Origin of the sequence: Nocardiopsis sp. NPDC058631, from assembly GCF_042716955.1 — a bacterium.
GTDB lineage: Bacteria > Actinomycetota > Actinomycetes > Streptosporangiales > Streptosporangiaceae > Nocardiopsis.
In genome coordinates this window covers 1-24,449 of the sequence record NZ_JBHXQY010000046.1, presented here as the reverse complement: position 1 = coordinate 24,449, position 24,449 = coordinate 1, and the positions used below count along the sequence as shown (strand labels likewise).

The 24,449-nt window shown below is 72.1% G+C and carries 22 protein-coding genes and 1 tRNA gene; 12 read left to right on the top strand and 11 right to left on the bottom strand.

The genetic code is table 11. The annotated features are described in order from the left end of the window. A complete protein-coding gene (locus ACFWTE_RS16670; protein WP_378780328.1) occupies positions 1-651 on the top strand; it encodes a hypothetical protein in 651 nt (216 codons plus the stop codon). A 266-nt stretch (positions 652-917) separates the two neighbouring features. Beyond that, positions 918-989: transfer RNA gene (locus ACFWTE_RS16665), tRNA-Lys, on the top strand. Positions 990-1,168: 179 nt separating this feature from the next. Here the strand turns inward: ACFWTE_RS16665 and ACFWTE_RS16660 are convergent. Continuing rightward, positions 1,169-1,966, bottom strand: a complete 798-nt coding sequence (locus ACFWTE_RS16660; protein ID WP_378780327.1) for a helix-turn-helix transcriptional regulator — start codon at positions 1,964-1,966, stop codon at positions 1,169-1,171. A gap of 176 nt (positions 1,967-2,142) precedes the next feature. On the opposite strand from ACFWTE_RS16660, the gene ACFWTE_RS16655 reads away from it, so the two are divergent. Together ACFWTE_RS16655 and ACFWTE_RS16650 are read left to right on the top strand one after the other, a co-directional pair. Next, complete coding sequence (locus ACFWTE_RS16655; protein ID WP_378780326.1) at positions 2,143-2,478, top strand: hypothetical protein; 336 nt, start codon at positions 2,143-2,145, stop codon at positions 2,476-2,478. A gap of 41 nt (positions 2,479-2,519) precedes the next feature. Beyond that, positions 2,520-3,077 (top strand): nuclear transport factor 2 family protein, encoded by a 558-nt coding sequence (locus ACFWTE_RS16650; protein ID WP_378780324.1) that lies wholly within the window; start codon positions 2,520-2,522, stop codon positions 3,075-3,077. 127 nt (positions 3,078-3,204) lie between these two features. Here ACFWTE_RS16650 and ACFWTE_RS16645 read toward each other — a convergent pair whose 3' ends face one another. The 7 genes from ACFWTE_RS16645 to ACFWTE_RS16615 form a co-directional block, all read right to left on the bottom strand. Next, on the bottom strand, positions 3,205-3,846 hold the full coding sequence (locus ACFWTE_RS16645) for a response regulator (protein ID WP_378780323.1): 642 nt from the start codon (positions 3,844-3,846) through the stop codon (positions 3,205-3,207). Continuing rightward, complete coding sequence (locus tag ACFWTE_RS16640) at positions 3,839-5,182, bottom strand: sensor histidine kinase (RefSeq protein WP_378780322.1); 1,344 nt, start codon at positions 5,180-5,182, stop codon at positions 3,839-3,841. The genes ACFWTE_RS16645 and ACFWTE_RS16640 overlap by 8 nt, the downstream gene beginning before the upstream one ends. Positions 5,183-5,184: 2 nt before the next feature. Continuing rightward, positions 5,185-5,886: an ABC transporter permease gene (locus ACFWTE_RS16635; RefSeq protein WP_378780320.1), complete on the bottom strand. Its 702-nt coding sequence runs from the start codon at positions 5,884-5,886 to the stop codon at positions 5,185-5,187. Between the two features lie 62 nt (positions 5,887-5,948). Beyond that, the gene (locus ACFWTE_RS16630) at positions 5,949-6,866 is read right to left on the bottom strand and encodes an ABC transporter ATP-binding protein (RefSeq protein ID WP_378780319.1); all 918 of its coding nucleotides are present in this window, start codon (positions 6,864-6,866) and stop codon (positions 5,949-5,951) included. A gap of 163 nt (positions 6,867-7,029) precedes the next feature. Next, complete coding sequence (locus ACFWTE_RS16625; RefSeq protein ID WP_378780318.1) at positions 7,030-8,259, bottom strand: peptide synthetase; 1,230 nt, start codon at positions 8,257-8,259, stop codon at positions 7,030-7,032. A gap of 261 nt (positions 8,260-8,520) precedes the next feature. Then, positions 8,521-9,234: a DUF3159 domain-containing protein gene (locus ACFWTE_RS16620; RefSeq protein ID WP_378780317.1), complete on the bottom strand. Its 714-nt coding sequence runs from the start codon at positions 9,232-9,234 to the stop codon at positions 8,521-8,523. Then, entirely contained in the window at positions 9,227-11,125 is a 1,899-nt protein-coding gene (locus ACFWTE_RS16615) for a S9 family peptidase (protein ID WP_378780316.1), read from the bottom strand. Before ACFWTE_RS16615 ends, ACFWTE_RS16620 begins: the two co-directional genes overlap by 8 nt. Positions 11,126-11,785: 660 nt before the next feature. Here ACFWTE_RS16615 and ACFWTE_RS16610 point away from each other — a divergent pair. After that, on the top strand, positions 11,786-12,388 hold the full coding sequence (locus ACFWTE_RS16610) for a DNA-binding response regulator (RefSeq protein WP_378780315.1): 603 nt from the start codon (positions 11,786-11,788) through the stop codon (positions 12,386-12,388). Positions 12,389-12,494: 106 nt separating this feature from the next. On the opposite strand, the gene ACFWTE_RS16605 is transcribed toward ACFWTE_RS16610, so the two are convergent. After that, positions 12,495-14,060: a serine hydrolase domain-containing protein gene (locus ACFWTE_RS16605; RefSeq protein WP_378780314.1), complete on the bottom strand. Its 1,566-nt coding sequence runs from the start codon at positions 14,058-14,060 to the stop codon at positions 12,495-12,497. 221 nt (positions 14,061-14,281) lie between these two features. Between ACFWTE_RS16605 and ACFWTE_RS16600 the strand changes: the two genes are divergently transcribed. Then, complete coding sequence (locus ACFWTE_RS16600; protein ID WP_378780313.1) at positions 14,282-15,142, top strand: alpha/beta fold hydrolase; 861 nt, start codon at positions 14,282-14,284, stop codon at positions 15,140-15,142. 136 nt (positions 15,143-15,278) lie between these two features. Here ACFWTE_RS16600 and ACFWTE_RS16595 read toward each other — a convergent pair whose 3' ends face one another. Both ACFWTE_RS16595 and ACFWTE_RS16590 read right to left on the bottom strand, forming a co-directional pair. Beyond that, positions 15,279-17,894, bottom strand: coding sequence for an FtsX-like permease family protein (locus ACFWTE_RS16595; RefSeq protein WP_378780312.1), 2,616 nt, complete (start codon positions 17,892-17,894; stop codon positions 15,279-15,281). Continuing rightward, positions 17,891-18,673 carry an ABC transporter ATP-binding protein gene (locus tag ACFWTE_RS16590; protein ID WP_378780311.1) on the bottom strand — a complete coding sequence of 261 codons (783 nt, stop codon included), beginning with the start codon at positions 18,671-18,673 and terminating at the stop codon, positions 17,891-17,893. The genes ACFWTE_RS16595 and ACFWTE_RS16590 overlap by 4 nt, the downstream gene beginning before the upstream one ends. A 636-nt stretch (positions 18,674-19,309) precedes the next feature. Between ACFWTE_RS16590 and ACFWTE_RS16585 the strand changes: the two genes are divergently transcribed. From ACFWTE_RS16585 to ACFWTE_RS16560, 6 genes are all read left to right on the top strand, one after another. Continuing rightward, a complete protein-coding gene (locus ACFWTE_RS16585; RefSeq protein ID WP_378780309.1) occupies positions 19,310-19,753 on the top strand; it encodes a hypothetical protein in 444 nt (147 codons plus the stop codon). Positions 19,754-20,183: 430 nt separating this feature from the next. Beyond that, on the top strand, positions 20,184-20,330 hold the full coding sequence (locus tag ACFWTE_RS16580) for a hypothetical protein (RefSeq protein WP_378780308.1): 147 nt from the start codon (positions 20,184-20,186) through the stop codon (positions 20,328-20,330). Beyond that, complete coding sequence (locus ACFWTE_RS16575; RefSeq protein WP_378780307.1) at positions 20,327-21,130, top strand: ABC transporter ATP-binding protein; 804 nt, start codon at positions 20,327-20,329, stop codon at positions 21,128-21,130. The genes ACFWTE_RS16580 and ACFWTE_RS16575 overlap by 4 nt, the downstream gene beginning before the upstream one ends. A 26-nt stretch (positions 21,131-21,156) precedes the next feature. Then, positions 21,157-21,990, top strand: a complete 834-nt coding sequence (locus tag ACFWTE_RS16570) for an ABC transporter permease (protein WP_378780306.1) — start codon at positions 21,157-21,159, stop codon at positions 21,988-21,990. 23 nt (positions 21,991-22,013) lie between these two features. Further along, positions 22,014-23,132 (top strand): ABC transporter substrate-binding protein, encoded by a 1,119-nt coding sequence (locus ACFWTE_RS16565; protein ID WP_378780305.1) that lies wholly within the window; start codon positions 22,014-22,016, stop codon positions 23,130-23,132. 143 nt (positions 23,133-23,275) lie between these two features. Further along, the gene (locus ACFWTE_RS16560; RefSeq protein ID WP_378780304.1) at positions 23,276-24,346 is read left to right on the top strand and encodes an LLM class flavin-dependent oxidoreductase; all 1,071 of its coding nucleotides are present in this window, start codon (positions 23,276-23,278) and stop codon (positions 24,344-24,346) included. Positions 24,347-24,449: the final 103 nt, after the last annotated feature.

Genomic DNA, 24,449 nt, shown 5'->3' with positions numbered 1-24,449 from the left:
ATGTCAAACCTCCTGCGGGCGCCCAGTGAAGTCGGTTCGTGGCTGTGGTACGTCGAGGCGCCCGAGAACCCCGACATCAGTGACAGCCTCGTTGTCGTCGCCAGGGTAGCGAGTGTCCTGGAAAAACACGATCTTCTCAAGTCAGATGTCATAGAGATCTGCTGGAGTGAGTATGGGAAGGGCAAAATTGGAATCTGGACCAAGGCGGCACCAGGTATTCCTTTCGCCGATCCCCGATATGCGACATTCGTGCAGCAGGGCCGACCTTCTGGATTCCCCAAAGCACATGCCGCTCATATCGAAACGGTGAGCACTGGCGCATGGATCGACGCGAGCGGCAAAAGGCACCAGGAACTTCAACTCGTCAACCTGATGGTCTCTCCCGATCCCAATGAGATCCAGGTGGAAATCAGTGTTCACCACGACATCTGGTCCTGGTACAACTTCTCGGGTCACCCTCACCCCGAGATCTACGACCAGAACGCACCACGCCTGGCCGCGGCCCTGGAAGAGGTAGAGACGATGCTCGAGGCCGAAACTGAGAACGGAGAGGGTACGTACTTCGGGACCTCGGAGGGCTTCTGGATCAAGCGCCCGGACCCCGAAGACCTTGTGGACGGCCTAGCCATGGACGCCACCGACAGGTTGTGATTCCCTGCGGAACCCGTTCCCTGTTGGGCGGAACGCCAGAACCTCGGCGTGGCACGGGCCTCGCGGATGGCGGCTTGGAGCGTTTCGTGCCGGGTGTGATGGAGACCACCTCGAGTCGCCAGCGGACTGGAATCCGCACCTTCGCTGACGGCCGGAATTCCTCCGTTAGTGCTCCGCAGCTCCGTGATCCCACAACACGGGGTAGTCCTGCGTGGTCTCCGGTAGCACGATGCCGCCCGGGCAGATAGGAACGAAGTCGTGCATATGGGGCAGTACAGCGGATCTCCCGTGGACTTTTAATCCGTGGGTTCAGGGTTCGATCCCCTGGGGCCCCACCAGGGAGAACCCCAGGTCAGAGCGTCTTACCGACCGCTCCCGACCTGGGGTTTTCGCGTGCCCGGGACCTCGCAGATGCTCCGTGTGCGCTCTTCGGCTCCACCCGGAGGACATCGCGGCCCTGCCGGGGATGAGCACCTCGCACCGCGCCGTAGCCGGATCTCCTGTCCGGCGCGGAGGACTACTCGTCGTCATGGGGCGTGTAGAGCATGATCCAGTGGTCCCGCTCAGGGTCGTGGAGCACCTCGATCTCGAAGCGGGCCCATCCGTGGGTCGGATGGTGCATCTGTTTGATCGCGGATCTCGAAGCACTGACCTCCCCCTCCTCCCAGTGGTCGCGGAAGCTCTGGCTGGTCGCGGCGAGCTCGGCGAGCAAGGAGCGGAGGTAGGCGTCGTCGGGGTACCGGCTGAGCGCGATACGGAGTTCAGCCGCCGCGACCCGTAGGAACCGCTCCGAACCGTCGCCTCCGAGCAGGTGTGGCAGCGCGTCGGTCGTGAAGGCCTGGTGGGCGATGTTGCGCTCGAACGGACCGTCGCCCGTGAAGGTCCCGAGCAACTCCTCCGCTGCCTTGTTGCGCGCGAGGAGGTCGAGCCGCCCGTCATGCACGGTGACCGGCATCGTGTCGTCCAGGCCCCGCAGCAGACGCAGCAACCCGGGCCGGATGACAGAGGCGGGAGAGGCCGGTTCCGGCGGGGACTCACCACCCAGCCGGAAGAGGTGATCGCGTTCGGCGCCCGAGAGCCCGAACGCCTGTGCCAGCGAGGTGAGGATCTCGCGCGAGGGGCGGGGCGCTCTGCCCTGTTCGAGGCGTGTGTAGTACTCCACCGAGATACCCGCGATATCGGAGACCTCCTGGCGGCGGAGCCCCGGAACCCGCCGGCGGGACGCCCGCACTCCGCCCCGCGGGTGTGGAGGACGCATCGTGGCCCTGCGCCGCCTCAGGTACTCCCCGAACTCGGTCCGATCGCTGCTCGACATACCACTCATTGTCCCCGCCGTCCCAACCCGCATCAGCGGGTGCAGCGTGGCCTTGCCAGTACCAGCCTCGACGCGGCCTTCCTCCCCCGCACGGCGTCCCGGATCATCGAAGACGCACCCGGTTCGTCGGGACCGCCCGGAACGCGCGGCGGATCGCTCAGTGCCAAGGAGACGGCATGACCAGTACGGCGTGGACCTTCCCGATCCCCGAGAACCGCGTCCAGGAGTTCCGGGACCTCCTCGCTGCCCTGAACAGGGACCACCTCTCCGGCCTCGGCACCAGAGCCCGGGAGGTCGGTTACCACCGGGAACGGATGTGGCTCCAGCCCGATGACGACGGCGGTGCGGAGTTCATCGTCTACCTCGAATTCGACGAAGGCGTCGACCTGGCCACCTTCTCCGAGCGGCTCCTCGCCTACGAGTCCGGGTTCACGCGTTGGTGGACGCCCCGCTTCGGGTCCTTCGGGCTCCCCGGGTCATTCGGTGAGCCCTTGCTGTCGTGGGACGCATGAACCGGATCTGCACACACAGAACGCAACGAACGGAAAACCTCATGAATGACCAGGAACCGGCACCCACCACCCGCACCGGGCTCGACGTCGCCCAGGAGTTCATCCGCGCCGTCGAGGCCAAGGACATCGAAGCCGTGGCCCGGACCCTGTCCGACGACGCACGACAGTTGTTCATGCACGCCCGAGGTGCCACGGCCCCCGACGGCGTCGCGGACATCATCGCGGGTCGCAGGCGGGGCTTCTGCGTCGCAGACGTGAAGGGCAGGAGCGAGGTTCTCGCCTACACGGGCGCCCTGTTCGACAAGTTCACCCCGCTGCTCTGGCGCGACCACGCGTGGAGCGTCTCACCCGACAGCGGCGAGATCTTCTTCCACGGCGTCGGCGACATGGTCGTCGCGCGCACGGGCAGGCCCTACCGCAACACCTATGTGACACGGTTCGACATCGAGAACGGCCGGATCGTTCTCATGGCCGAGTACGGGAACGCGCTCATGTACGCCGGCCTGGGCGTCCGCCCGAACGGGGCCGAGTTCCGGGCCCTGCTGCGCGCGGTCGGACGCATGCTCTCGCCACGGCTCTCCTCCCGGTCGGGCCGATGACCCTGCCCCGGTCCAGAGCGTGTTACCGACCGTTCGGACCCGGGGTTCTCCCGTGCCGGGGGCCGGGACCGGCGCCGTTGCCCCAGGTGCCGGTGCCCGGACCGCGAGGCCCCCGGCACCACCGGGTTCACCCCTCGCCCAGGTCCAGCAGGCCCCGCCGGAAACCCGCCGCGACGGCGGCGGCCCGGTCGTTGACGCCGAGCTTGCCGTAGATGTGCAGGACGTGAGTCTTGACCGTGGCCTCACTGATGAACAGGCGGGCTGCCGCATCCCGGTTGGTGGAGCCGCCGGCGATCAGCCGCAGAATCTCCGTTTCCCGGTCGCTCAGGGGCACGGCGGGGGCCCGGACCCTGCCGACCAACCGGGTCGCCACCAGGGGGGAGAGCACGGTCTCGCCGCGGGCGGCCGCGCGGACGGCGCGCGCCAGCTCCTCGGGAAGGACGTCCTTGAGGAGGTACCCGGTGGCCCCGGCCTCGATGGCGGGACCGACATCACCGTCGGTCGCGTAGGTGGTCAGGACCAGGACGCGGGCCGGGATCCCCAGACGGGCCAGCTCGCGGATGGCGTCCACGCCCCCCGCCCCCGGCATCCGCAGGTCCATGAGGACGACGTCGGGCTCCAGGGACCGCGCGAGCTCGACCGCACGAGCGCCGTCACCGGCCTCCCCGACGACCTCGAACCCCGGGGCTCCGGCGAGCATGCCCCGGATGCCGTCCCGGACGACGGGGTGGTCGTCGGCGATCAGAACGCGGACGGGTGCTTCACTCACCGGGGGGCTCCCTCGGAACGGCCGGAACGGCGGCGGAGACCGCCGTCCCGGCACCGGGTTCGGACTCGATCTCCAGGGTGCCCGCCAGGCGGGCCACCCGCTGCCGCATCGACGTCAGGCCGAACCCGCCGTTCGCACCGTCGTCACCGGGTGCGCGTCCCGGCTCGCGGACCTGTGCCGGCTCCGGGGCCGACGCGGGGCCCGGGGGCGGTTCGAAGCCCACACCGTCGTCGCGCACGTCCAGGACGACCACATCCTCCATGTACGACAGGGTCACCCCGACCCGGGTGGCCCCGGCGTGCCTGGCCACGTTGGCCAGGGACTCCTGGACGGTGCGGAGCAGGGCGGCCTCGACCTCCCCGTGCAGGGGCCGGACCGGGCCGGTCGCGGTGAAGTCGGCGCGTACCCCGTTGAGCCGGGACCACTCGGCCGTGAGGTCGGCCAGGGCGTCGGGCAGCGGAGCGGCCTCCAGGGGTGCCGGGCCCAGGGCGTGCACGGACCGGCGAGCCTCCGCCAGGTTCTCCCTGGCCAGACGGGTGGCGTTGGCGACCCGGAGCCGCCACTCGGCGCCGGTCCCGGAGGCCGTGGCGCCCTCCGTGGTGCTCCCGGCCCCTCCCCCGGCCCGTTCGGCCGCCTGGAGCTGGGTGATGATGCCGACGAACCCCTGGGCGAGGGTGTCGTGGATCTCCCGGGCGAGGCGTTCGCGTTCGTCGTGTACCCCGGCCTCGCGGGCCTGGACCAGAAGCTGGGCGTGGAGGCCCTCGTTCTCCCGGATGGTCTCCCGCAACCGCTCCACCATCCGCTTGTACTCGTCACCGCGCTGCGCGGTGACCTCTCCGAGGTGGCTGAACGCGGCGACCAGGACGACGATGGAGGCGACGAAGACCAGGTACAGGAGGACCGAGGAGGGGGTGGGCTCGGGGAGCCCGCCCATGTAGGCGGTGATGGTGGCGGCAGCGGTGGCGGCCACCCCCACGAACCTCCACCGTCCCCGGAGGAACTGCCAGGAGTACACGTAGCCGGCGAAGCCGAAGAAGCCCGCGAACCAGACACTGCGGGTGCTGAGCACCGCGATCATCACGACCAGGGCGGCGACGAAGGCGGCCGTCAGCACCGGGCGGGAGGCCCGGTCGGGGATCAGGCGGGTCATCGTCCACATGAGGGCCGCCGTGAGGGCCACGAGGCCGAGCGTCTCCAGGAGCCCCGCCCGCGGAAGGTCGCGGGTGACCAGGGTCAGGACGGTGGAGGCCGCCAGGAGGACGTAGGGCACGAAGCCCGTGAGGCGGAGCAGCCGCTCCTCCCGCAGGTCGAGGTCGCGTTCCGACACCGTCTCCATGCTCACTCCCAGCGGAAGGACCTGGCCGCGACGAGGCTGATCACCGCGGCGTACACGGCCATGGTGACCAGGGGCAGCGGGGCGGGGGCTCCGCCGTTCCAGACATCGTGGAGGCTCTGCCGCAGGGCACCCATCGGCGTGTACCCGCCGGCGGTCGCCAGGATATCGGGCATGTACTCGACGGGCTGCATGAGTCCTCCCAGGTAGGCGAGCGGGAAGAAGAGCAGCACACCGAAGCCGTTGGCGGACCGCCCGTTGGGGGCGAGCGCGGCGATGAGCAGGCCCACGGAGAACATCGCGGCCGTGCCGAGCACGAAGACGGTCAGGAACCCCAGGGGCCCGGGCGCGCGGGCACCGAGGAAACCGATCCCCGCGACGAGCAGCAGGGAGACCGCGAGCACGGTGAGGACCAGCTGGAGCAGGAGCTGGACGGTGAGCAGGCTGCCGGGGCGGACCGGGGTCACCGAGAGCCTGCGCAGGACGCCCCTCTCCCGGTAGGTGGCCAGGGTGGTGGGGAGCAGGTAGAGGCCCACCATGCCGATGGCCAGCGTCACCGCTGTCGGCAGGATGACGGTGTCGCCCTCCGTGATCCCGCCGCCGAAGACGAGGAGGATGAAGAGGGGGATGAGCAGGGAGAACACGGCTCCGGGCTCGCGGACGAGCAGCTTGGTCTCGACGGTGGTGAGCTTGGCGAGGATCTTCACGGAGGTTCTTCCGTTCGTGGGGGCGGGCCGGGCCGTTCGGGACAGGTCCCGGTCCGGGGCGGTCAGACCTGGAGGGAGCGGCCGGTCAGGGCGATGAAGGCGTCGTCCAGGGTGCGCCTGTCGATGCGCAGGTCGCCGACGAGCACGTGCTCCCGGGCCAGGGAGGCGGTGACAGCGGTGGCGAAGTCGCCGCGCCCGGCCACGACGACCAGGTCACCGGTGCGGGACACCGAGGCCACCCCGTCGAGGTTCCCCAGCAGGCCGCCCGGGTCGGGGGCGTCCCCGTCCATGAGCCGGAAGCTCATCCGGTACTCGGCGTCGACACCGTCGATCAGGCCCCCGGGGCTGTCGAGGGCGACGACGACGCCCCGGTCGAGAACCGCGACCCGGTCGCACAGCTCCTCGACCTCGTCCATGAAGTGGCTGACCAGGACCACGGTCACGCCCTCGGCGCGGACCCGCCCGACCAGTTCCCAGGTGGCCCGGCGTGCCTGGGGGTCGAGTCCGGTGGTGAGCTCGTCCAGGAACGCGACCTTCGGGTCCCCGACCAGGGCCAGGGCGATGAACAGGCGCTGCTTCTGCCCGCCGGACAGCTTGGCGAACCGCGCGTTCCGCTTGTCCGCGAGGCCCCACCGCTCCAGCAGCTCCCGCCAGTCGCGGGGCTCGGCGTAGAACGAGGCGTAGAGGTCGAGCGCCTCCCACACCTTGATGTTCTCGGGGAGCTGCGTGTGCTGGAGCTGGACGCCCACGTGCTCCCGAAGCTCCGGCCCCTGCCGGAGCGGGTCGAAGCCGAGTACCCGCACCGACCCGGAGTCGGGACGCCGCAGCCCCTCCACACACTCGACGGCGGTGGTCTTGCCCGCCCCGTTGGGACCGAGGATCCCGAACACCTCGCCCTCCTCCACGGAGAAGGAGACCCGGTCCAGGACCACCCGGTCGTCGTACCGCTTGCTGAGGTCCGTGACCTCAATGATCGCCATACCCGTAAGCCTGGCCGTCCGGGGCCCGGGGCGGATCGCCCGTCCGGCTCCGATCCCCCGCGGATCCGGCCGACCCGCGGCATCCACCGAACGGTGGATGCCGCCCCTGCGGGACACCTCGCGAGCCCCACGGGTCAGGAGGGGTGTTCCCCCGTCCTCGGAGTCACTCGGCGCAGGCCTCGGCCAGGACGGCTCCCATCTCCGGAACGAGTCCGGCGACGGGGTCGTGGGTCAGTTCCGTCATCCGCAGCCGCCCGCCGGCGGTCACGACACCGAGGACGTGCTCGCCCCTCAACTGGGTGATCTGCGCGGGGCCCCACAGCGCGGAGAGCATGCCCGCGGCCTGCCCGTCCCGGTCGGCGACCCCGAGGTTGGTGATCTGGATGTCGGCCGCGGTGGCCGCGGCCATCATCGCCTCGGCGTCGCCACCGCTCGCGGGGGGCTGTCCCGCGAGAGCCGCGGAACCGGCCTTGAGCGCGTTCGGGGTGCGCTGGTGGGAGAGCGACCGGCGGGTGCGGCGAGCGAGCGCCCAGAAGTCGTTCGCGTCGGCCGTGACGCTGCCCGTGCGCGCGCCCGCGAACCGGACCACCACCTCGTCGGGCAGGTCGGCCGCGCGGCGCAGGTCCATCGGGCTGAGGACCCGCACGAACTCGCGCCCCCGACGGTGGAGTACCACCGCGGCGGCGGCGCAGAGCGCGGCGTGCACGGAGGTTTCCTCCTGGCGGCAGCGGCGGGCGAGCCGTGTGGTCAGCCCCGGGTCCAGGGCGAGAGCCTCGATGTGCGGCCTGCGCCCGGAGAACGGCGTGAGCTCGCCGGGAAGGTTCATGCGCTCGTCGTCCTCCCGGGCCGTGCCGGCCCCGGCGCCGCCGGTGTCCGCCGCGTCGCCGGCCCTGGCGAGAAGGTCCTCCTGCGCCTCCGGAACGCCGCCCGGCACCGCTTCCTCACCGTCCAGGGCCGCCACCAGGTCCAGCAGGGCCCGGAGACCGCCGACACCGTCGGCGACCTGGTGGGCGAACGTGAGCACGATGTCGCAGCCGGCCTCCCGTGGGACCAGGACGGCACGCGTGAGGGGCCCGGGGGTCGGGGGGATCGGCCGCGTCTGCTCGTCGGCGAGGACGGATCGCCACGGAGTGCCCTCGGCGGCCACCTGGAGGGGGATCGCGCCTTCCGACACCCGGAACACGGCCTCCGGCGCGGTGCGGTCGACCGCGACGCCGAGCAGCGGATGGCGGTCCTGGATCCGCGCGAGCGCCGAGACCAGCGCTTCCGCTGAGACGTGGCGGTCCACCTCGGCGACCAGGGAGAACTGGACCGGGTTGCGGTGCATGTAGTAGTCGATGGTCCGCTCGAACGCGCCCAGCGGTCGAACGATGCGGCCTTGAACCGTGTCCATGGTGGCGGTCACCCTTCTCGCATGTTCCCGATGATGTTCCGGGCACGGAGGACGGTACGGGCCGCCGGGTCACGCTCGTCCCCTGGTGTGCCGTACCGCTTCCGTGCCGCGGAGCCGGTGCGACCAGTGGAATCCATGCCGTAGCGGCACACTCAACCCCCTGCCGCGGAATGTGTGGCAGAACACGTCGGTGGCGGATGCGGCGGCCCGCGGGACCGGGACCGGTCGGGGCCCCGGCCCGTGGCGGAGGGCCACGGCCGGTCAGGCCTCGGTGGTGTTGTTCGCGTCCGTGTCCTGGACGAGGCTCTTGGTGGAGCGTCGGAAGGCCCAGATGACGACGACCGCGGCCAGGGCCGTCAGGGGGAAGCCGGTGACGGTGTCTGCTACGGCGAGTCCGGTGGTGGAGTCGGTGAGGTAGAACCACTGGCTCGCGACGAAACGGGCGGCGAAGACAGCGGTGACGGTGAGGGTGGCCACGTCGTGCGCGCGCAGCGAGGTCTTGTCCTGGCGCCAGGGGTGGGTGCCGCCGTGGAAGGCGTTCCAGATGACGCCGGTCAGCGGGCGGCGCACGACGAGCGAGGCGAGCGTGACGACGGCCGCGACGAGGGCGGCCCAGATGCCGATCAGGAAGAAGTCGTTGGCCGACCCGGTCCAGGCCGCCACGCCCCCGGCCACCGCGACGCCGAACACGCCCCCTATCGCGGCCATGAACTGCTCACCCCGCCACATCCGGAACACGGCGAGCGCCAGGGCGACGGCGATCGAGACTCCGATGGCGATCGGCAGCGGGACGAAGGCCACGACCGTGGCGAAGACGACGACCGGGAGTGCCGAATAGAGCATCCCGGACGGACCGCCCATGCTGTCCATCATGGCCTGCTTCACCTCCACGGGCGGCTCGGGTCGGGCGGTGTCGCCGGTGGCCTCCGAGGCGGTGTGGCGGGCGACGTTCGGAACGGTGTCGTGGTCAGCCATGGTCCTTCCGTCCTCCCAGGTGCTGCGTGAAGAAGCGCTCGGCGGCGCCGAACGTGGCGATCAGGTTCTCCGGGTTCACGAGGGCGTGTCCCTCGTCGTCGAAGACCAGGTACTCGACGTCCACACCGCGTGCGCGGAGCGCGTCGACGATCTGGTCGGACTCGGCCTGCACGACGCGGGCGTCGTTGGCGCCCTGGACCACCATGAGCGGGGCGGTGATGTCGTCCACGCGGCTGATCGGGGAGCGGGCCAGCATGTCCGCCTCCTGCTCGGGGATGTCGGGGTCGCCGACGTAGCGGTACCAGCTGTTGACCAGACCGGGGCGGACGAACTCCGGCTGGGACCGCATGAAGGTGGCCATGTTGGAGATGCCGACGACGTCGACGGCCGCGGCGAAGCGGTCCGGCGTGAAGGCGGCGCCGACCAGCGCGGCGTAGCCGCCGTAGGATGCGCCGAAGATCGCGACCCGGTCGGGGTCGGCGTAGCCCCGGGCCACCGCCCAGTCCACGGCGTCGACGAGGTCGTCGTGCATCTTGCCGGCGAACTCACCGATGGCGGCCTTCATGTGGGCCTTGCCGTAGCCGGTCGAGCCACGGAAGTTGACCTGGAGCACCGCGTACCCGCGGTTGGCCAGCAGCTGCACGGCCGCGTTGTATCCCCAGGCGTCGCGGGCCCAGGGGCCGCCGTGCACCAGCAACACCATCGGCAGCCCGGAGGGCTCGACGCCGACCGGGAGCGTCAGGTAGGAGGGCAGCTCCAGCCCGTCCCGGGCGGGGATCGTGACCGGCAGCATCGGGGCCATCGACTCCGGGTCCAGGTGCGGGCGGGGCCGGAACAGCAGCCGGTGCTCCCCCGTGGCGTGGTCGTAGAACCAGGTCGCACCCGGGTCGCGGTCGTGCACGAAGCTGACGACCCACCGCCGCCCGCTGTCGTCGCAGGACAGTGCCCCGATGTCGCCCTCGGACAGCTTCTCCAGGTTCGCCAGGACCTCGGCGAAGTGCGGGTCCAGGGCGTGGATGACCTGGCGTTCGCCGAGGTAGCGCACGCCGAGCAGCTCGCCGCGCCGGTCCCGGATCAGGGGTGGGGGCAGGGTGGGGAAAACCTGGGCGCGCGTGTCGATGTCGTGGACCGGGTGGCTGTCGACCTCGGTCTCCTCGCCTGTGGCCAGGTCGACCCGCACCAGCCGGGTCCGGTCGCTGCCCCGGTTGGAGCCGATCCAGATCCCGGTCCCGTCCGGGGTGGGCTGGAACGGGAACACGCTCAGAGGATGGTCGACGCCCGCACGCACCAGGAGGGGGTGCTTCGCGCCCGTCTCAGGGTCCTTGCGGGAGAACTCCAGGTCGCCCTCGACGGTCGTCCCGGTGGCGAACCACTCCTGGCCGACCCGGAACAGCCCCTGTCCGGGGCCGGGGCTGGGGGCCAGCAGCGTCAGCTCCCCGGTGGCCACGTCGAGCTCGTGGACGTCGAACTCGGCGGGCGTGCGGGCGTTGAGCAGCAGGGTCATCCTGCCGGGCCTGCCCGGGGAGGGCTCCAGGTTCAGGACCCTGGCCCCGGGGAAGGGGGTCATGTCCACCGCCTCGGAACCCGGGGTGTCCAGGTCGACCCGGAACAGGTGCCAGTTCTCGTCACCGCCGCTGTCCTGGGTGTAGAGCAGCCACCGCGGGTCGTCGGTCCACTCGAAGCTCAGCACGCTGCGGGTCTGGTCGGCGGTCACGCACCGGGGCTCGCCGCCGGTAGCGGGGTCGGAGTCCAGGTCCTGGATCCAGACGTTGAGCCGGTTCCTCCACGGCGCCAGGAAGGCGAGCCGGGTACCGTCCGGCGAGATCGACGCCCCGGCCCGCTCCGGCGGGCCGAAGAGGTCCTCGACCGTGTACAGATGCGGCAGTGCCATGTCGTTCCTCTCGTTCGTGTTCGGTGACGTGCGGCGAACCGCGGGATCGGCTCTCAGTGTTCCTTCCGCTCCGGGGAGCCACCAGTGACACCGCGTCATGCCTTCGTCCCGAAAAATGTCATGGCGGGGCGGCGATGCGGCCCCGTGCTCGGGCGGGTGCGTGGACGGCCGGGTCCCTGTCGGCGGCGCTCCGCCACGGAGTCCGCGCCGGGCCCCGGGGAGCCGGCACCGAGTCCGGGGACCGGGTGTTCGACGCCGGTGGTCGGCGCCGCGCACATGCCGTCCATCCCAGCCGTCGCCGCGCCGACCCGGCAGTGGGGCCGTGTCATCACCGCGCCGTGGCGTTTCCCCGGGCGAGGCCATGACGCGGTGTCACTGGTGGCGCCGCGGAGCAGGATGAATACTGGGGCGGACTCTGCCGTTCGACCCCGAAGGACCGAACATGGACACCCGCCCCCCGCGCGTCCTCCCGGCGGTCGCCCTCACCGCTTTCCACCAGCTGGTCTGCGGCCTCGCAGCCGAGCTGGAGTAGACACGGGAGCGCGTGGAGGGAGAGGGCGGCGAGCTGACGGTGGACCCGGGGACGGACGGTTCCGGACCGCCGCGACGCTCCCGGCCCCGCGCTCCGACACCACCCCCGTCAACCCGGAAGGACGACAGATGACCACCGTGGTGCTCGCCGACGACGAGGCCCTGCTCCGCAAGGCCCTCGCCTCACTTCTCCCCCTCGAAGGGGAGATCACCGTGCTCGCCGAAGCGGAGGACGGTGAGGCGGCCGTGCGGGCCACACTGCTGCACGAGCCGGATGTGCTCGTCATCGACCTGGAGATGCCCGGCGTGGACGGTCTCGGCGCCGTCGCCCGGATCCGCCGCGAGCGGCCGGAACAGGTGATCCTCATGCTGACCCGCCACGCCAGGCCCGGGGTTCTCCGCAAGGCCCTCAAGCTCGGGGTCCAGGGGTTCGTCAGCAAGTCGGCGGAACCCGCGCACATCACCTCGGTCATCAGGACCCTGCACGGGGGCAGGCGATGGGTCGACCCCGACGTCTCCGCGCTCGCCCTCGTCGACGACTGCCCGCTCACCGACAGGGAGGTCGATGTCCTGCGGGCGACCAGCGGAGGGTATTCGGTGGCCGACATCGCCGCCCAACTCCACCTGGCGGAGGGCACGGTGCGCAACTACCTCTCCAACGCGATGCAGAAGACCCAGACCCGGACCCGCCACGAGGCCGCCCGGTACGCGCGCGAACACGACTGGCTGTGAGGGGCGGGGCCCGGCACGGGCGTGCACCACGGTCGGCGGTCCGGCGCCGGGGGACCCGGGCGCTCCGGAGGGTCCGTGCGGCGGATGCCCCTCCCCCTTCGTGGGCTCAGTCCTGCCGGGCGGGGCGTGCTACGCCGCCCTCGGGCGCCCGAGCGGCCGTAGCGGCCCGGCCCCGGGAAGGGTCCCCCGCGGGAACGCCGCGCCTGGTGCGGACGGCGACCCATGCCCACAGCACGGCGGAGGCGGCACCTGCCGCCGCGGCGGCGGCGAGGGAGAGGGCGATGTCGGGCAGCCAGGCCAGGGCGCCGTCGACACCCGTCACCGAGAGGAGTGCCGCTCCGGCCGCGACGGGGAGCAGGCCCAGGACCACCCGGAACGCGGTGGCCGCCGGTGGTGGCGCCACGGCTCCGGCACGCGGGCGCCGCAACGCCGCGGTCGCCGCGACGACCGCCGCCAGCAGCCACACGGCCAGACCGGTGGTGACCGCGACGGCCAGCAGGTACACGGCGCGGGAGGGGGCGTCCCCGGGTTCGGGGGCGCCCGCCAGCATGGCGGAGGCGCCGAAGAGGACGTCCATGCTCGCCGCGTCGTGCAGCAGCCCGTGGTTGTTCTGCTGCATGACGAGGGCGAGGCCGTCCTCGGGCAGCAGGAGCAGCATGGCGGAGTAGCCCGGGGCGGCTCCGCTGTGCCACACGGCTCCGTCCAGAGGGGCGTCGAGCCCGCCGACGCGCCACCCCAGCCCGTAACCGGTCCCCGCACCGCCGTTCGTGGTCTGCTCGCGGCTCATCAGCGCGAAGGAGTCCGCCGACAGGACGTCCCCTCCTTCCCGCAGGTACAGGGAGGCGAGTGCCGCCAGGTCGTCGAGGTCGCCGCCGAGGTAGCCGTAGGCCGCGCCGTGGGGGTCCAGGCCGGTCGCGACCGGTGCGGTGACCCCCCAGAGCGGGAGGTGGCCCGGGGGCAGGGCGCGGTCGCGGGCCGAGGCGGGGTCGGTGACCGACCCGCCCGCGCCGGCCGGTTCCAGCACGGCGCCGCGCAGGTGGTCGGCGAAGGACGTGCCGGTGACGGACTCGACCACGGCGGCGAGGACCAGGTAGTTGGCGCTGGTGTAGGCGTACTCCTCGCCTGGCGGTGCGAGGGGGTCGATCCGGTCCAGTGCCCCGAGGCGGTCGGCGGGGCGGGGGCAGTCCTCTCCCCGGCAGTCGGAGACCGCGGGTGTCGCCGACGGGGGCAGCCCGGAGGTCTGGGCGAGCAGGTGGCGCACGGTGGTCTCGCGAGCGTGCTCTCCTCCGAACCCGAACCGGGGCAGGTGGTCGACGACCGGGTCGTCCAGTCCGAGTTCGCCGTCCTCGGCCAGGGCCAGGACGGCGGTCGCCGCGACGGGCTTGGCCACCGACCCCCACAGGAACGGTGTCGCCGGTGTGACGGGGGCGCCGTCGCCGTCCGTGCCCCACGCCGCCCGGTGGAGGGGCCCGTCGGGTCCCACCACCGCGTAGGACAGCCCGGGGGTCCCGGTCTCCTGCATGCGCCTTTGCACGTAGGCGTCGATGGCGGCGTAGGTGCCGTCGGGTGGTTCGGCTGCCGCGGCCGGTACGCCGCAGACGGGGGCGAGGAGCAGTGCCGCGCAGAGGGCGGCGGGCCACCGCAGGGTCGGGCGGGCTGGGCGGCGAGGCATGGGGTCTCCACGGGGCCTTGATAACCGTATGGTCGTATTACTTTAACCATATACGCATACGGTTATCAAGGCCCCGGGCGGCCCGCACGGCATCGGACCGCCGGGGGCACGGCGCGGGCAGGCGTGCCCGGACCCGCCTACGCGGGAGCGATTCCTTTTCCGGCGGACCCCCGTCACACGGTCGAACGCAACGGCGGAACACCAGGATCGGAGCAGGACCCATGACCTCGACCGGCAAGAGGAAAGCAGCGGCGGATCCGGCGGTCGTCTCCCGGGACGGAACACGGATCGCCTTCGAGTGCCTCGGCGAGGGGAGCCCGCTCGTGCTGGTCTCCTCGGCGCTGGCCGACCGCAGGGACGCCCGCAAACTCGCCGGGCTGCTCGCCCGGCGATTCACCGTGGTCAACTACGACCGGCGCGGCCGGGGGGCGAGCGGCGACGCGGCGTCCTACGCGGTGGAGCGCGAGGTCGAGGACATCGCCGCGCTGATCGAGCACGTCGGCGGCTCGGCTTCGGTGTTCGGCAGCTCGTCCGGGGCGGTGCTCGCGCTGCGCGCCGCCGTGGCCGGGCTGGGCATCGACCGGCTCGCCCTCTACGAACCGCCCTTCGTGGTCGCGCCGGACGGTTTCGGTCCTCCCGCGGGGTTCCCGGCGCGCATCGACGCGCTGCTCTCCGAGGGGCGGCGGTCGGACGCGGTACGGGAGTTCATGACCGGGGCGCAGGGCATGCCCGGGTTCATGGTGCGCATGATGAGGCTGATGCCGCGGGAGTGGGCGAACCTGACCGCGATGGCACACACCCTGCCCTACGACATCGCGGTGATGGGCGACACCCAGCGGGGGGCGCCGCTGGACGCGGACGCGTGGTCGGCCGGGGTGCGGACACTGGTGCTGACGGGGGGCGGGAGCCCGGCCGGGTTCCACCGCGCGGCGGAGAGCCTGGCCGGGATGCTCCCCTCCGCCGAGCACCGCACCCTGCCCGGGCTGAACCACGGCGCGGTGATGATGGCGCCGAAACGGCTCGCGCCCGCGCTCACGGAATTCCTGGCCGAGGGTGAGGACTCGGCGAGGACACCGGGGTGACCTGCGGGAGGGCGCGCCTCCCCGGCGATCTCGGTGTCCGTCGAGGCGAACCGCCAGAGGCCGAAGGGGGCGCCCGGAGGCGCTGCGAGGACAAGGTCAACCGGTGCGCCACGGTGGGCCCCGGAGCGCCGGCAGCTCACAACTGCCCTTCGGCGGCGTGCACCGGACGCGCACGCAGGGCGGCGGCGGCCGGAACCGCGCTCGCCAGGAGGCCGAGGGCCAGGACGCATCCGACGATGACGGCGTACTGGCCGGGAGGGACGGCGAGCACCGCGGAACCGCCGGTGAGGGCCCGGCCGAGCGACGCGAGTCCGGCCAGAGCGGCGGCGCTCCCGACGGTCACGGCCACCGCCACGGCCGCGAGGGTCTGGGCCACGACCATCCCGACGACCTGGTTCCGGGTGGCCCCGACCAGGCGCAGCAGGGCGAACCGGCGGGACCGCGCGGAGACGGAGACCACGAGGGAGACGACCGCGCTGATCCCGGCGAGGGCCGCCACCGGCACCAGGGTCAGCCAGAGGATCCAGTCGTCTCCCTCGCTCAGCTCCGCCTGCTGGTCGAGGTGGGAGGCGCGGTCGACCACGCTGGTCTCCGGTCCGGCGTCGACCGCCTCCTCCAGCAGGGACGCGGTCGCCCCGGGGTCGGCCCCGTGGTCGAGCACCACGTACAGGCCGCTGTCCATGGCGTCCAGCATCCTCGGGGCGAGGGTCTCCCGGGGCAGCAGGACCCCCGGGAAGTCCAGGCCCGCCCGGTACACGACCGCCACGCGGGCGTCGAACCCGGTCCCGTCGGGGCCCACGAGGGCGGCGGTGTCGCCGGCCGCCCACCCGTTGTCACGGGCGAGGTCGGCCCGCAGCGCGACGCCGTCCGCCCCCAGTACGGACCAGTCCCCCTCCTGCACCGCGAGCCGGTGGACGCGGCCCACAGCCTCCGGGTCGACCAGGTGGGTGGTCATACCGGGGCCGCCCGGGGCGGAGGTGACCGTCTGCCGGAACCCTCCGACGGCCGCCACCCCGGGCACGCGCGCGGCGGCCTCCCTGGCGGTGCGGGGCAGGCCGACACCGGGCGGGCCCGACACGACCAGGTCCGCCGCGAGCCGTTCGCCGTAGGCGTGCAGACGGGCCTCGGTGGTGGTCGGCCCCTGGAAGAGCAGCAGGCACGCGACCGCGGTCGTGACCAGCAGGGGCGTCAGCACGCCCGCGGCACCGCGCGGGTCGGTCCACGCGTCGGAGGAGGCCACGGAGGCGAGCGCGTGTTCTCGCGTGAGGGGGCGAAGGAGCAGGAGCGTCCCGTAAACGAGGAGGGGAGACAGCAGGGCCAGGGCGAGGACGAGGACAGCGGACGCGGAGAGGGCCGCCGCGGCACCGGCCTCGGTCCCCGACCCGGACCACGCGGCGAGGAACAGTCCTCCGGCACCGCCCAGGGCCACCCCGCCCAGGACCGGCCGCGTACGGGGCCGGAGGGAGGTGTCCGCACCGGCCTCGGCGGAGCGCAGTGCCTCCGCGGGTGCGATCCGCCCCGCCGCGAGCGCGGGCCGCAGACAGGCCGCGAGGGGGACGGCGAACGCCAGGGCCGCGCCCGTGGCCAGGGCGGACCAGTCCACGGTGGGCGCGAACCCGTGCGGCAGCATCCCCCGCTCGGCGAAGAGCCGTGCCAGAGCGAACACCAGCACCGTTCCGAACAGCCAGGACAGGGCGGCGGCGACACCGCCCACCAGGAGCGCCTCTCCGACCACGAGGCGGCGCACCAGACCGGGGCCTGCCCCGACCAGCCGCAGCAGCGCGAACTCGCGGGCCCGTGTGTGCACGGCGAGGGAGAACAGGCTCGCCGCCATCACCCCCGCCACCGCCAGTGCCACACCTGCCACGACACCGAGGTAGCGTCCCATTCCCGAGGACAGCTCGCGGTCTGTGTGGTCCGGCGCGAGCGCTCCGGCGCGGTCGTGCCCTGTGAGTGCGCGGACCCCGGGGACCTGCGCCCGGATCGCCTCGGCGACGTGCTCGGGGTCGGCGTCCTCCTCCGTCCGGACCAGCGCGAGCACCGGGTCGCCGCCGTGCCCGGCGGCCTCCGCCGGGGCGAGGAACACGGCACGGTCCCGGGGCGGACCGTCGGAGACCGCGACGACCCCGGTGACCAGTACCGGGGAGATCCCCTCCGAGGTGAGGACCCGGGTCCGACCGCCCGCACGCACGCCCGCCTCACGCGCGGTCCGCGCGTCCAGAGCCGCCTCGCCCGGAGCACGCGGGGCGCGTCCCTCCACGAGGGCCAGGGACTCCGCCTCGGCGAGCGTCCACGAATGGCCCCACGACCGGTCGGTCCGACCGCCGAGTGTGCGCTCCCCCGTGACGACGTGGGCGGGGAAGGGGGCCTCCGTCCCCACCCTGTGGACACCGGGCACCCCGGACAGCGCCGCCACCGCGTCCGGGGGGAGCCTCGCGGGTTCCCCCGACGGTGTCGCGGGGAGCGCAGACCCCGTGTCCTCGGCCACCACGACGACGGGAGCCCTCGTCAGCAGCCAGGACGCCCCTCCCGAGGTGCGCTCGGCGGCCTCCTGGAGGGAGAGGGCTGCCACGACCAGGCCCGCGCCGAGCGCGAGAGAGAGTGCCGACAGGACGAGTGGGCGCGCCCGGGGGACGGCCGTGCGCAGGATCAGCACGGCGGCCGTGGCGACGCGGACCCACGCACGGCCACCGGCCCCGGCAAGGACCGTCGCGGGCCCCCGGCCCCCGCCGCGCGGTCGGCCCCGCTTCACGAGGACTCCAGGCGGACGATCCGCGCCAGCACCGTGTCCGGCGTGGGGTCGGCCAACTCCCCGGCGACACGGCCGTCGCGCAGCAGGAGCACCCGGTCGGCGAAGGCCGCGGCCACGGGGTCGTGGGTGACCATGACGACGGTGCGGCCGTGCTCGGCGGCGGCGTCGCGGAGCGCACCGAGGACCCCGGCCCCGGAACGGGAGTCGAGGTTCCCGGTCGGCTCGTCCGCGAACACCACGTCCGGGCGGTGAGCCAGCGCGCGGGCCACCGCGACCCGTTGCCGCTGCCCGCCGGACAGTTCGCCGGGTCGGTGACGGAGGCGCCCGGCCAGCCCCAGGGAGGCGGTCAGATCGTCCAGCCACGCGGGGTCCGGCGGCAGTCCCGCCAGACGGCGGCCCAGGGTGATGTTCTCCTGGACGTCCAGTGACGGGAGCAGGTGGAACTCCTGGAACACGAACCCGAGCGCCCGTGCCCGCAGCCGGGTCAGTTCCCGCTCGGACAGCCCTCCCAGCTCCCGTCCTCCCAGGAACACCCGCCCCCCGTCGGGGCGTTCCAGCCCGGCCAGGCAGTGCAGGAGGGTGCTCTTGCCCGAGCCCGAGGGCCCCATGACGGCGGTGAAGCCGCCGCGGGCGAACTCCGCGTCGACGCCGCGCAGGGCGCGGACCGGGGCGGCCCGGCCGTAGCTCCTGGTCAGCCCCACCGCCCGTACCGCCGCCTGGTCCGCCTCCGCAACCTCGTCCCGCGCCGCGGCCGCCCGTTCCCGTTCCCGTTCGCCCATGCTGTTGCTCCCCTCTGCCTCGGGAAAAGCCAATCAGGGACGTCCTCGCACGTCACTGGTACTGGTGGGAGGCTTCGGGTAGAGGAAGTACGACCCCGCCGGGTTCAGGTTCCCGGGCACGCCGTGGGCCCAGATCGGGTGGGGCACGAGCCGTGGGCGCGGGTGGAGGGGAAGGGTCCGACGGCCCCGGGATCTGCTCGCACTCCGGCGGTAGGAGACGCGAGCACCTGCGGAGCACCCGCGGAGCACCCGCGGAGCACCCGCGCAATGAATTCGTTATCTCCGATTCGATAACAACCGGCGGTCCGATATTGCACCGGTCAGGTCGAAACGCGCCCTGAACTGGCCTTTTCCGGGAACCATGGGAAGTCGCAATAGAAGGAGCCCTTGCCTTCACCTGCGAGCACACCGGGAGCCCCGGCTTTCGACCTATGCCGTCCGACCTGCGAAGCGTCCGAAATCCCCGCCACGAGGGGGCTGCGATGCCCTGCCGGAAAGAGGGCGGCGCCTGTGACAAGCGACACGAGCCCCTTCCCTGAAATCGCAGGTGGGAACCGGAGAGAAACACGGCTTGCCTGCCCGCAGGGTTGCCGCCGCGATGACTATGGGGCTTCTGTGCACTAAAGTCTTCTTACCATGGCGTATTCAGCGAGAAGCCCGTCGTCGGTGACGGTGACCACGGCCCGACCAGCCCGCCAGGGTGACACCACCCTGGTCGAGGCGCTGTCGGCGCACCTGGGCATCGCACTCGCGCCCCGCGAGTTCACCCTGGCCGACGGGACGAGGATCGGCGTCGACTGTGCCAACGAGGGTCGGCCGACCCTTCTGGTGCAGTTCTCCCCCCACCAGGGGCCGGTGAAGTCGACCCAGCGCAACAAGGTCATCGCCGACGCCTTCAAGCTCGTCTGGCTGCGCGACCATCATTTTCCGGACGCGCACGTCCTCCTGGTGCTCGGCGAACCACTCGCCCGGCTGTTCGGACGGGGTGCCTGGCTACCCGCTGCCTTCGCCTCCTACCGGATCACCGTCGCCCTGGTCGACGATCGTCACAGGATCCGCACACTCGATATCAGTACGTGATGAAGACTTCATAACGTGTTAATCGACCAACCCTAACGTTCCACGCGTCAACCCCCGCGGGCCGCCGCATTCCGTGCTCCCACCCGCTCTCCAACGAACGTCTTCGGACCAGGCTTCGCCATGTCCGACGGCCGCCATCCCTGGAGGGTGTTTCATGGATGTCTTCCCTGCCGTCGTGCCCTTGCGCCGTCGAGCGCCGCACGCACGCACAACTTGCCCTCCCGACGTCGGCGTACCTCCGACGCACGGGACCTCCCGTACCCCGGGACACTCCGGCCCGCTTCTCCCCGCGTGCGGCACCGTCGTGTCCGCCTCCCCGCTCCCCGTTCCGAGTTCCTCCGATCGGTGTACCCCTTCCCTCTCCGGGAAGAACCGTTCACCGCGAAGCCACTGTGTGCGATCATCCGATCACGCACCACAAGGAGTAGGTATGGCACCGCCTCCGACCGACCGGTCCGCGCACAGCACCGTTCCGCGCACGCCCACAGCGTTCCCGGGCCTGCCCGGGAACGGCCACCGCGCCCCTTGGCCGTCCCCCTCCGGGGAGCGGCCGTTCCGGCACGTGGACGCGGCGTGACCGACGACCGTATCGAGGTGCGCGGCCTCAGCAAGACCTACGAGGGCGCCGACCCGCTCCGACCCGCGCTCCAGAACGTCGACCTGGTGCTCCCCCGGGGCCGCTTCGTCAGCCTCATCGGCCCCAGCGGCTGCGGCAAGTCCACCCTGCTGCGGGTGGTCGCCGGGCTGGAGGAGCACGACACCGGCACCGTCTCCGTGTTCGGCTCCACCCCGCAGAAGATGGCGGCCGCCAAGGCCGTCGGACTCGTGCCCCAGACCCCGGCGCTGCTCCCCTGGCAGAACGTGCGGCGCAACGTGTCCCTGCCCTCCCGCGTCAACCGGCGGGCCGGCCGGGGCAGCGAGGACCCCGACCACCTGCTGCGCATGGTGGGCCTGGACGACTCCGCCCGCAAGTACCCCCACGAGCTCTCCGGCGGGATGAGGCAGCGCGTCGCCATCGCCCGCGCCTTCGGCATCCGACCCGACCTGCTGCTGATGGACGAGCCCTTCTCCGCCCTGGACGAGTTCACCCGCGAGGCACTCCAGCTCCAGCTCCTCGGCCTGTGGGAGCGCATGTCCACGACGGTCCTGTTCGTCACCCACTCGGTGCGCGAGGCGGTCACCCTCTCCGACACGGTCGTGGTGATGTCCGCCCGACCCGGCCGCGTGCACGAGGTGCTGCACGTGGACCTGCCGCGTCCACGCGACCGGGAGGTGGTGACCGGACCGCACATGCACGTCCTGGAGGACAGGGTGCGCGCGTCCCTCCAGACCGCCTGGGAGTCCGGAGCCGCCCCCGACGACGTCATCCCCCTGTGAGCACCGCCCTGAGAGGAGGAACGGCCATGGCCACAGAAACCCCTGCCCGTCCCCGTCCCAACCGCAAGGGGGGCCCGGGCCGCCCCGCCGCACGGGCCCGCCGCAGCCTGCTCGGCGTCGGGCTGTGGCTGCCCGCCACCGTGGCCGTGCTGCTCTGCGGCTTCGCCTGGGCAGCGGTCGCCGAGGACCAGCCCTACCTGCTCCCCCCGCTCTCGGAGGTGGGCGCGGTCCTGGTGGGCGACCCCGCCCTGTTCCTCAGCAACGCCTGGGCCACGCTCCAGATCGCCCTCCTCGGCGTGGGCTTCGGTGCGGGGACGGCGTTCGTCCTCGCCCTGGTGATGTCAGAGGTACCGGTGGTGCGGCGCGCGATCATGCCGCTGGCCGTGGTGCTCAACGTGACCCCCGTCGTCGCTCTCGCGCCCGCCCTGGTGGTCGCGTTCGGGTTCGGTATGGCGCCCAAGGTGATCGTGACGGCGATCATCACCTTCTTCCCGGTGCTCATCAACATGACGACCGGTCTGCGGTCGGTGCCCGTGCCCGTCCTGCACGTGTTCTCGACCCTGCACGCCTCCCGCCTGGAGGTACTGCTCCGGCTGCGCGTCCCCAGCAGCCTCCCCTACGCCCTCGCCGCACTGCGAGTGGTGTTCCCCCTGTCCATCGTGGGCGCCGTGGTCGCGGAGTTCGTCGCGGCCGGGTCCTCCACTGGCCTCGGCACGATGATCCGCACCTCGGCCGCGACCGCCCGGTTGGAGTACGTCTACGCGGCCATCGCTTGTCTGGCCGCCATGGGCGTGCTGATGCTCGCACTCATCACCGTCCTCGAACGAAGACTGCTGTTCTGGCACGAGTCACAACAGTGACCCACACACCCGAAGGAGCCCCCGTGGCACTCCCCTCCACCTCCCTCCCCCTCCCCCGGATCCGACGCCTACGCCCCCTGGCTGCCGCGACCCTCACCTCGGCCGTCCTCCTCGCCACCGCGTGCGCGGGCGAGGAGGCAACCGAGGAGCCGACCGGGGTGACCACCGTGATCGACGAGGAGCGGTGCGAGACCAACCGTGCCGTCGGGACCGTCACCTACATCACCGGCTACCAGTACCAGGCCTCCGTGAGCATCCTGGAGGCCATCGCCGCCGACGAGCTCGGCTTCTTCGACGCCGTCTGCCTCGACGTCGAGATCCAGCCGGGCACCGGCGACACGATCGGCAACTCCCAGCTGGTCTCGGCCGGGACGGCGCACTTCACCTCCCTCGGCAACGAGGCCGAGGTCCTCCAGGCCAACGACGCCGGCCACGACGTCATCGGCATCTCCACGTACGGGCACGTCCCCATCGCCACCCTGCTGACGGGCACCGACATCGAGGAGCTCGGCGACCTGGAGGGCACCACCCTCGGCCACAAGGGCATGATGCCCGCGCCGGTGGAGGCGATGCTCGTCGCCGACGGCGTCGACCTCGACTCCATCGAGATCGTGGAGGTCGGTTACGACCCCAGCGTCCTGCCCCGCGACCAGGTGCAGTCCCTGACCGGGTTCCGGTCCAACGAACCGTTCCTGCTCGCCGACATGGAGGAGGAGTACAACGAGTGGCTGCCCGAGGACTACGGGGTCGTCGGCTCGTTCGGCGTGATGGCCACGCACCCCGAATGGGCCGAGGAGAACCCGACGGTGGTCGAGGACTACCTGCGGGCGATCGCCCAGGCGTTCGCGTACTGCCAGGAGAACGGTGAGGAGTGTGTCGGGTACGCCGCGGAGCTGGCCGAGTCCGGGTACGACACCGACCACAACCTGCGCGTGTGGAACGCCGAGCAGGAGCTCGTGACCTCGTCCACCCCCGACGACGCGTCTCCCGGGTACATCGACCTCAACCTCACCGAGGCCGAGGGGGAGACGCTGGTGGACAACGGCCAGCTGGACTCGCTCCCCAACCTGGAGCCCCTGTTCGACCCGCGCTACCTCGAGGCCGTGCACGTCGCCACCGAGGTGTCCTGGCCGGCCGAGTAGGGCCCGCCAGCAGGACCCGCCGCACGCACCGGCGGTCGGCGCCCCCTCCCCGGACGGGCGGCGCCGACCGCGCGGGCGGCACACGCACAACCAGAGAGCGGCGGCGCGACGACGCGCCGCCAGAAGACCGAGGAGCCCACAGCATGGCAGCACCAGGCGGCGCCCCGACCGCCGACACCGAGTACGGGATCTTCCTGCCCATCGGCAACGGTGGCTGGATCGTGTCGGAGACGGCACCGCATCCGCAGGCCACGTACGACTACAACAAGAAGGCCGCGATCCTCGCCGAGGCCCACGGACTCGACTTCGTCATGTCCATGGGCAAGTGGCGCGGGTACGACGGTGCGACCGACCACTGGGGGCGCACCCTGGAGTCCATGACGATGATGTCGGGGCTCGCCGAGGCGACCGAGCGCGTCAAGGTGTGGGCGACCGTCCACACCAACCTGTTCCACCCGGCCCTCGCCGCGAAGATGTTCACCACCCTCCAGCAGGTCAGCGGGGGCCGGGCCGGGATGAACATCGTCGTGGGTTCCTACGCCGACGAGTTCGCGCAGATGGGCCTGTGGCGGGAGGACCTGGGTCACGCCGACCGGTACCGGTACACGGAGGAGTGGACCAGCGTCCTCAGACGCCTGTGGGCGGAGGACTCGGTCACCCATGACGGCGAGTTCTTCCAGCTCGACGACTGCCGGTCCCGGCCGCACCCCGACCCGGCGCCCACCCTCATCAGCGCCGGGCGCTCCGAGACGGGGCTCGACTTCCAGGCGCGGCACTGCGACGGCTCGTTCCTGACCGCTCAGGACCTGCCCGGCCTGCGCGAGGCCAGCCTGGGCGTGAAGGCGAGGGCGGAGAAGCAGGGCCGGAGCATCCGGACCTACTCGATGCTCACCGTCATCATGGACGAGACCGACGCCGCCGCCGAGGAGCGGCGGCTGAGGTACGGCCGCGGCGCGGACGTGGACGCCATCGTCAACATGAAGCTCTCCTGGGGCCTGCCCCTGGACAAGGCCCTGTCCCTGACCTCCGAGCGCCCCGAGGACGAGGCGTTCCAGACGCCGTTCGTCACCGGATCGCCGGAGACGGTGACCGGCCGGATCCGCGAGATGGTCGAGTACGCCGAGTTGGACGGCCTCATGCTGATCTTCCCGGACTACCACGCCGATCTGGCGGCGTTCGGCGAGCAGGTCATGCCCCGGCTCCGCCAGGCCTAGGGTGTCCTTGCCCCACGGGCACCGACCCCGCGGTTGGGACGCTCGGTGACCGGGTAGTCACCACTACGTGTCTTCGCGGGTCCGACCGCGTCCGCCTCCCGGC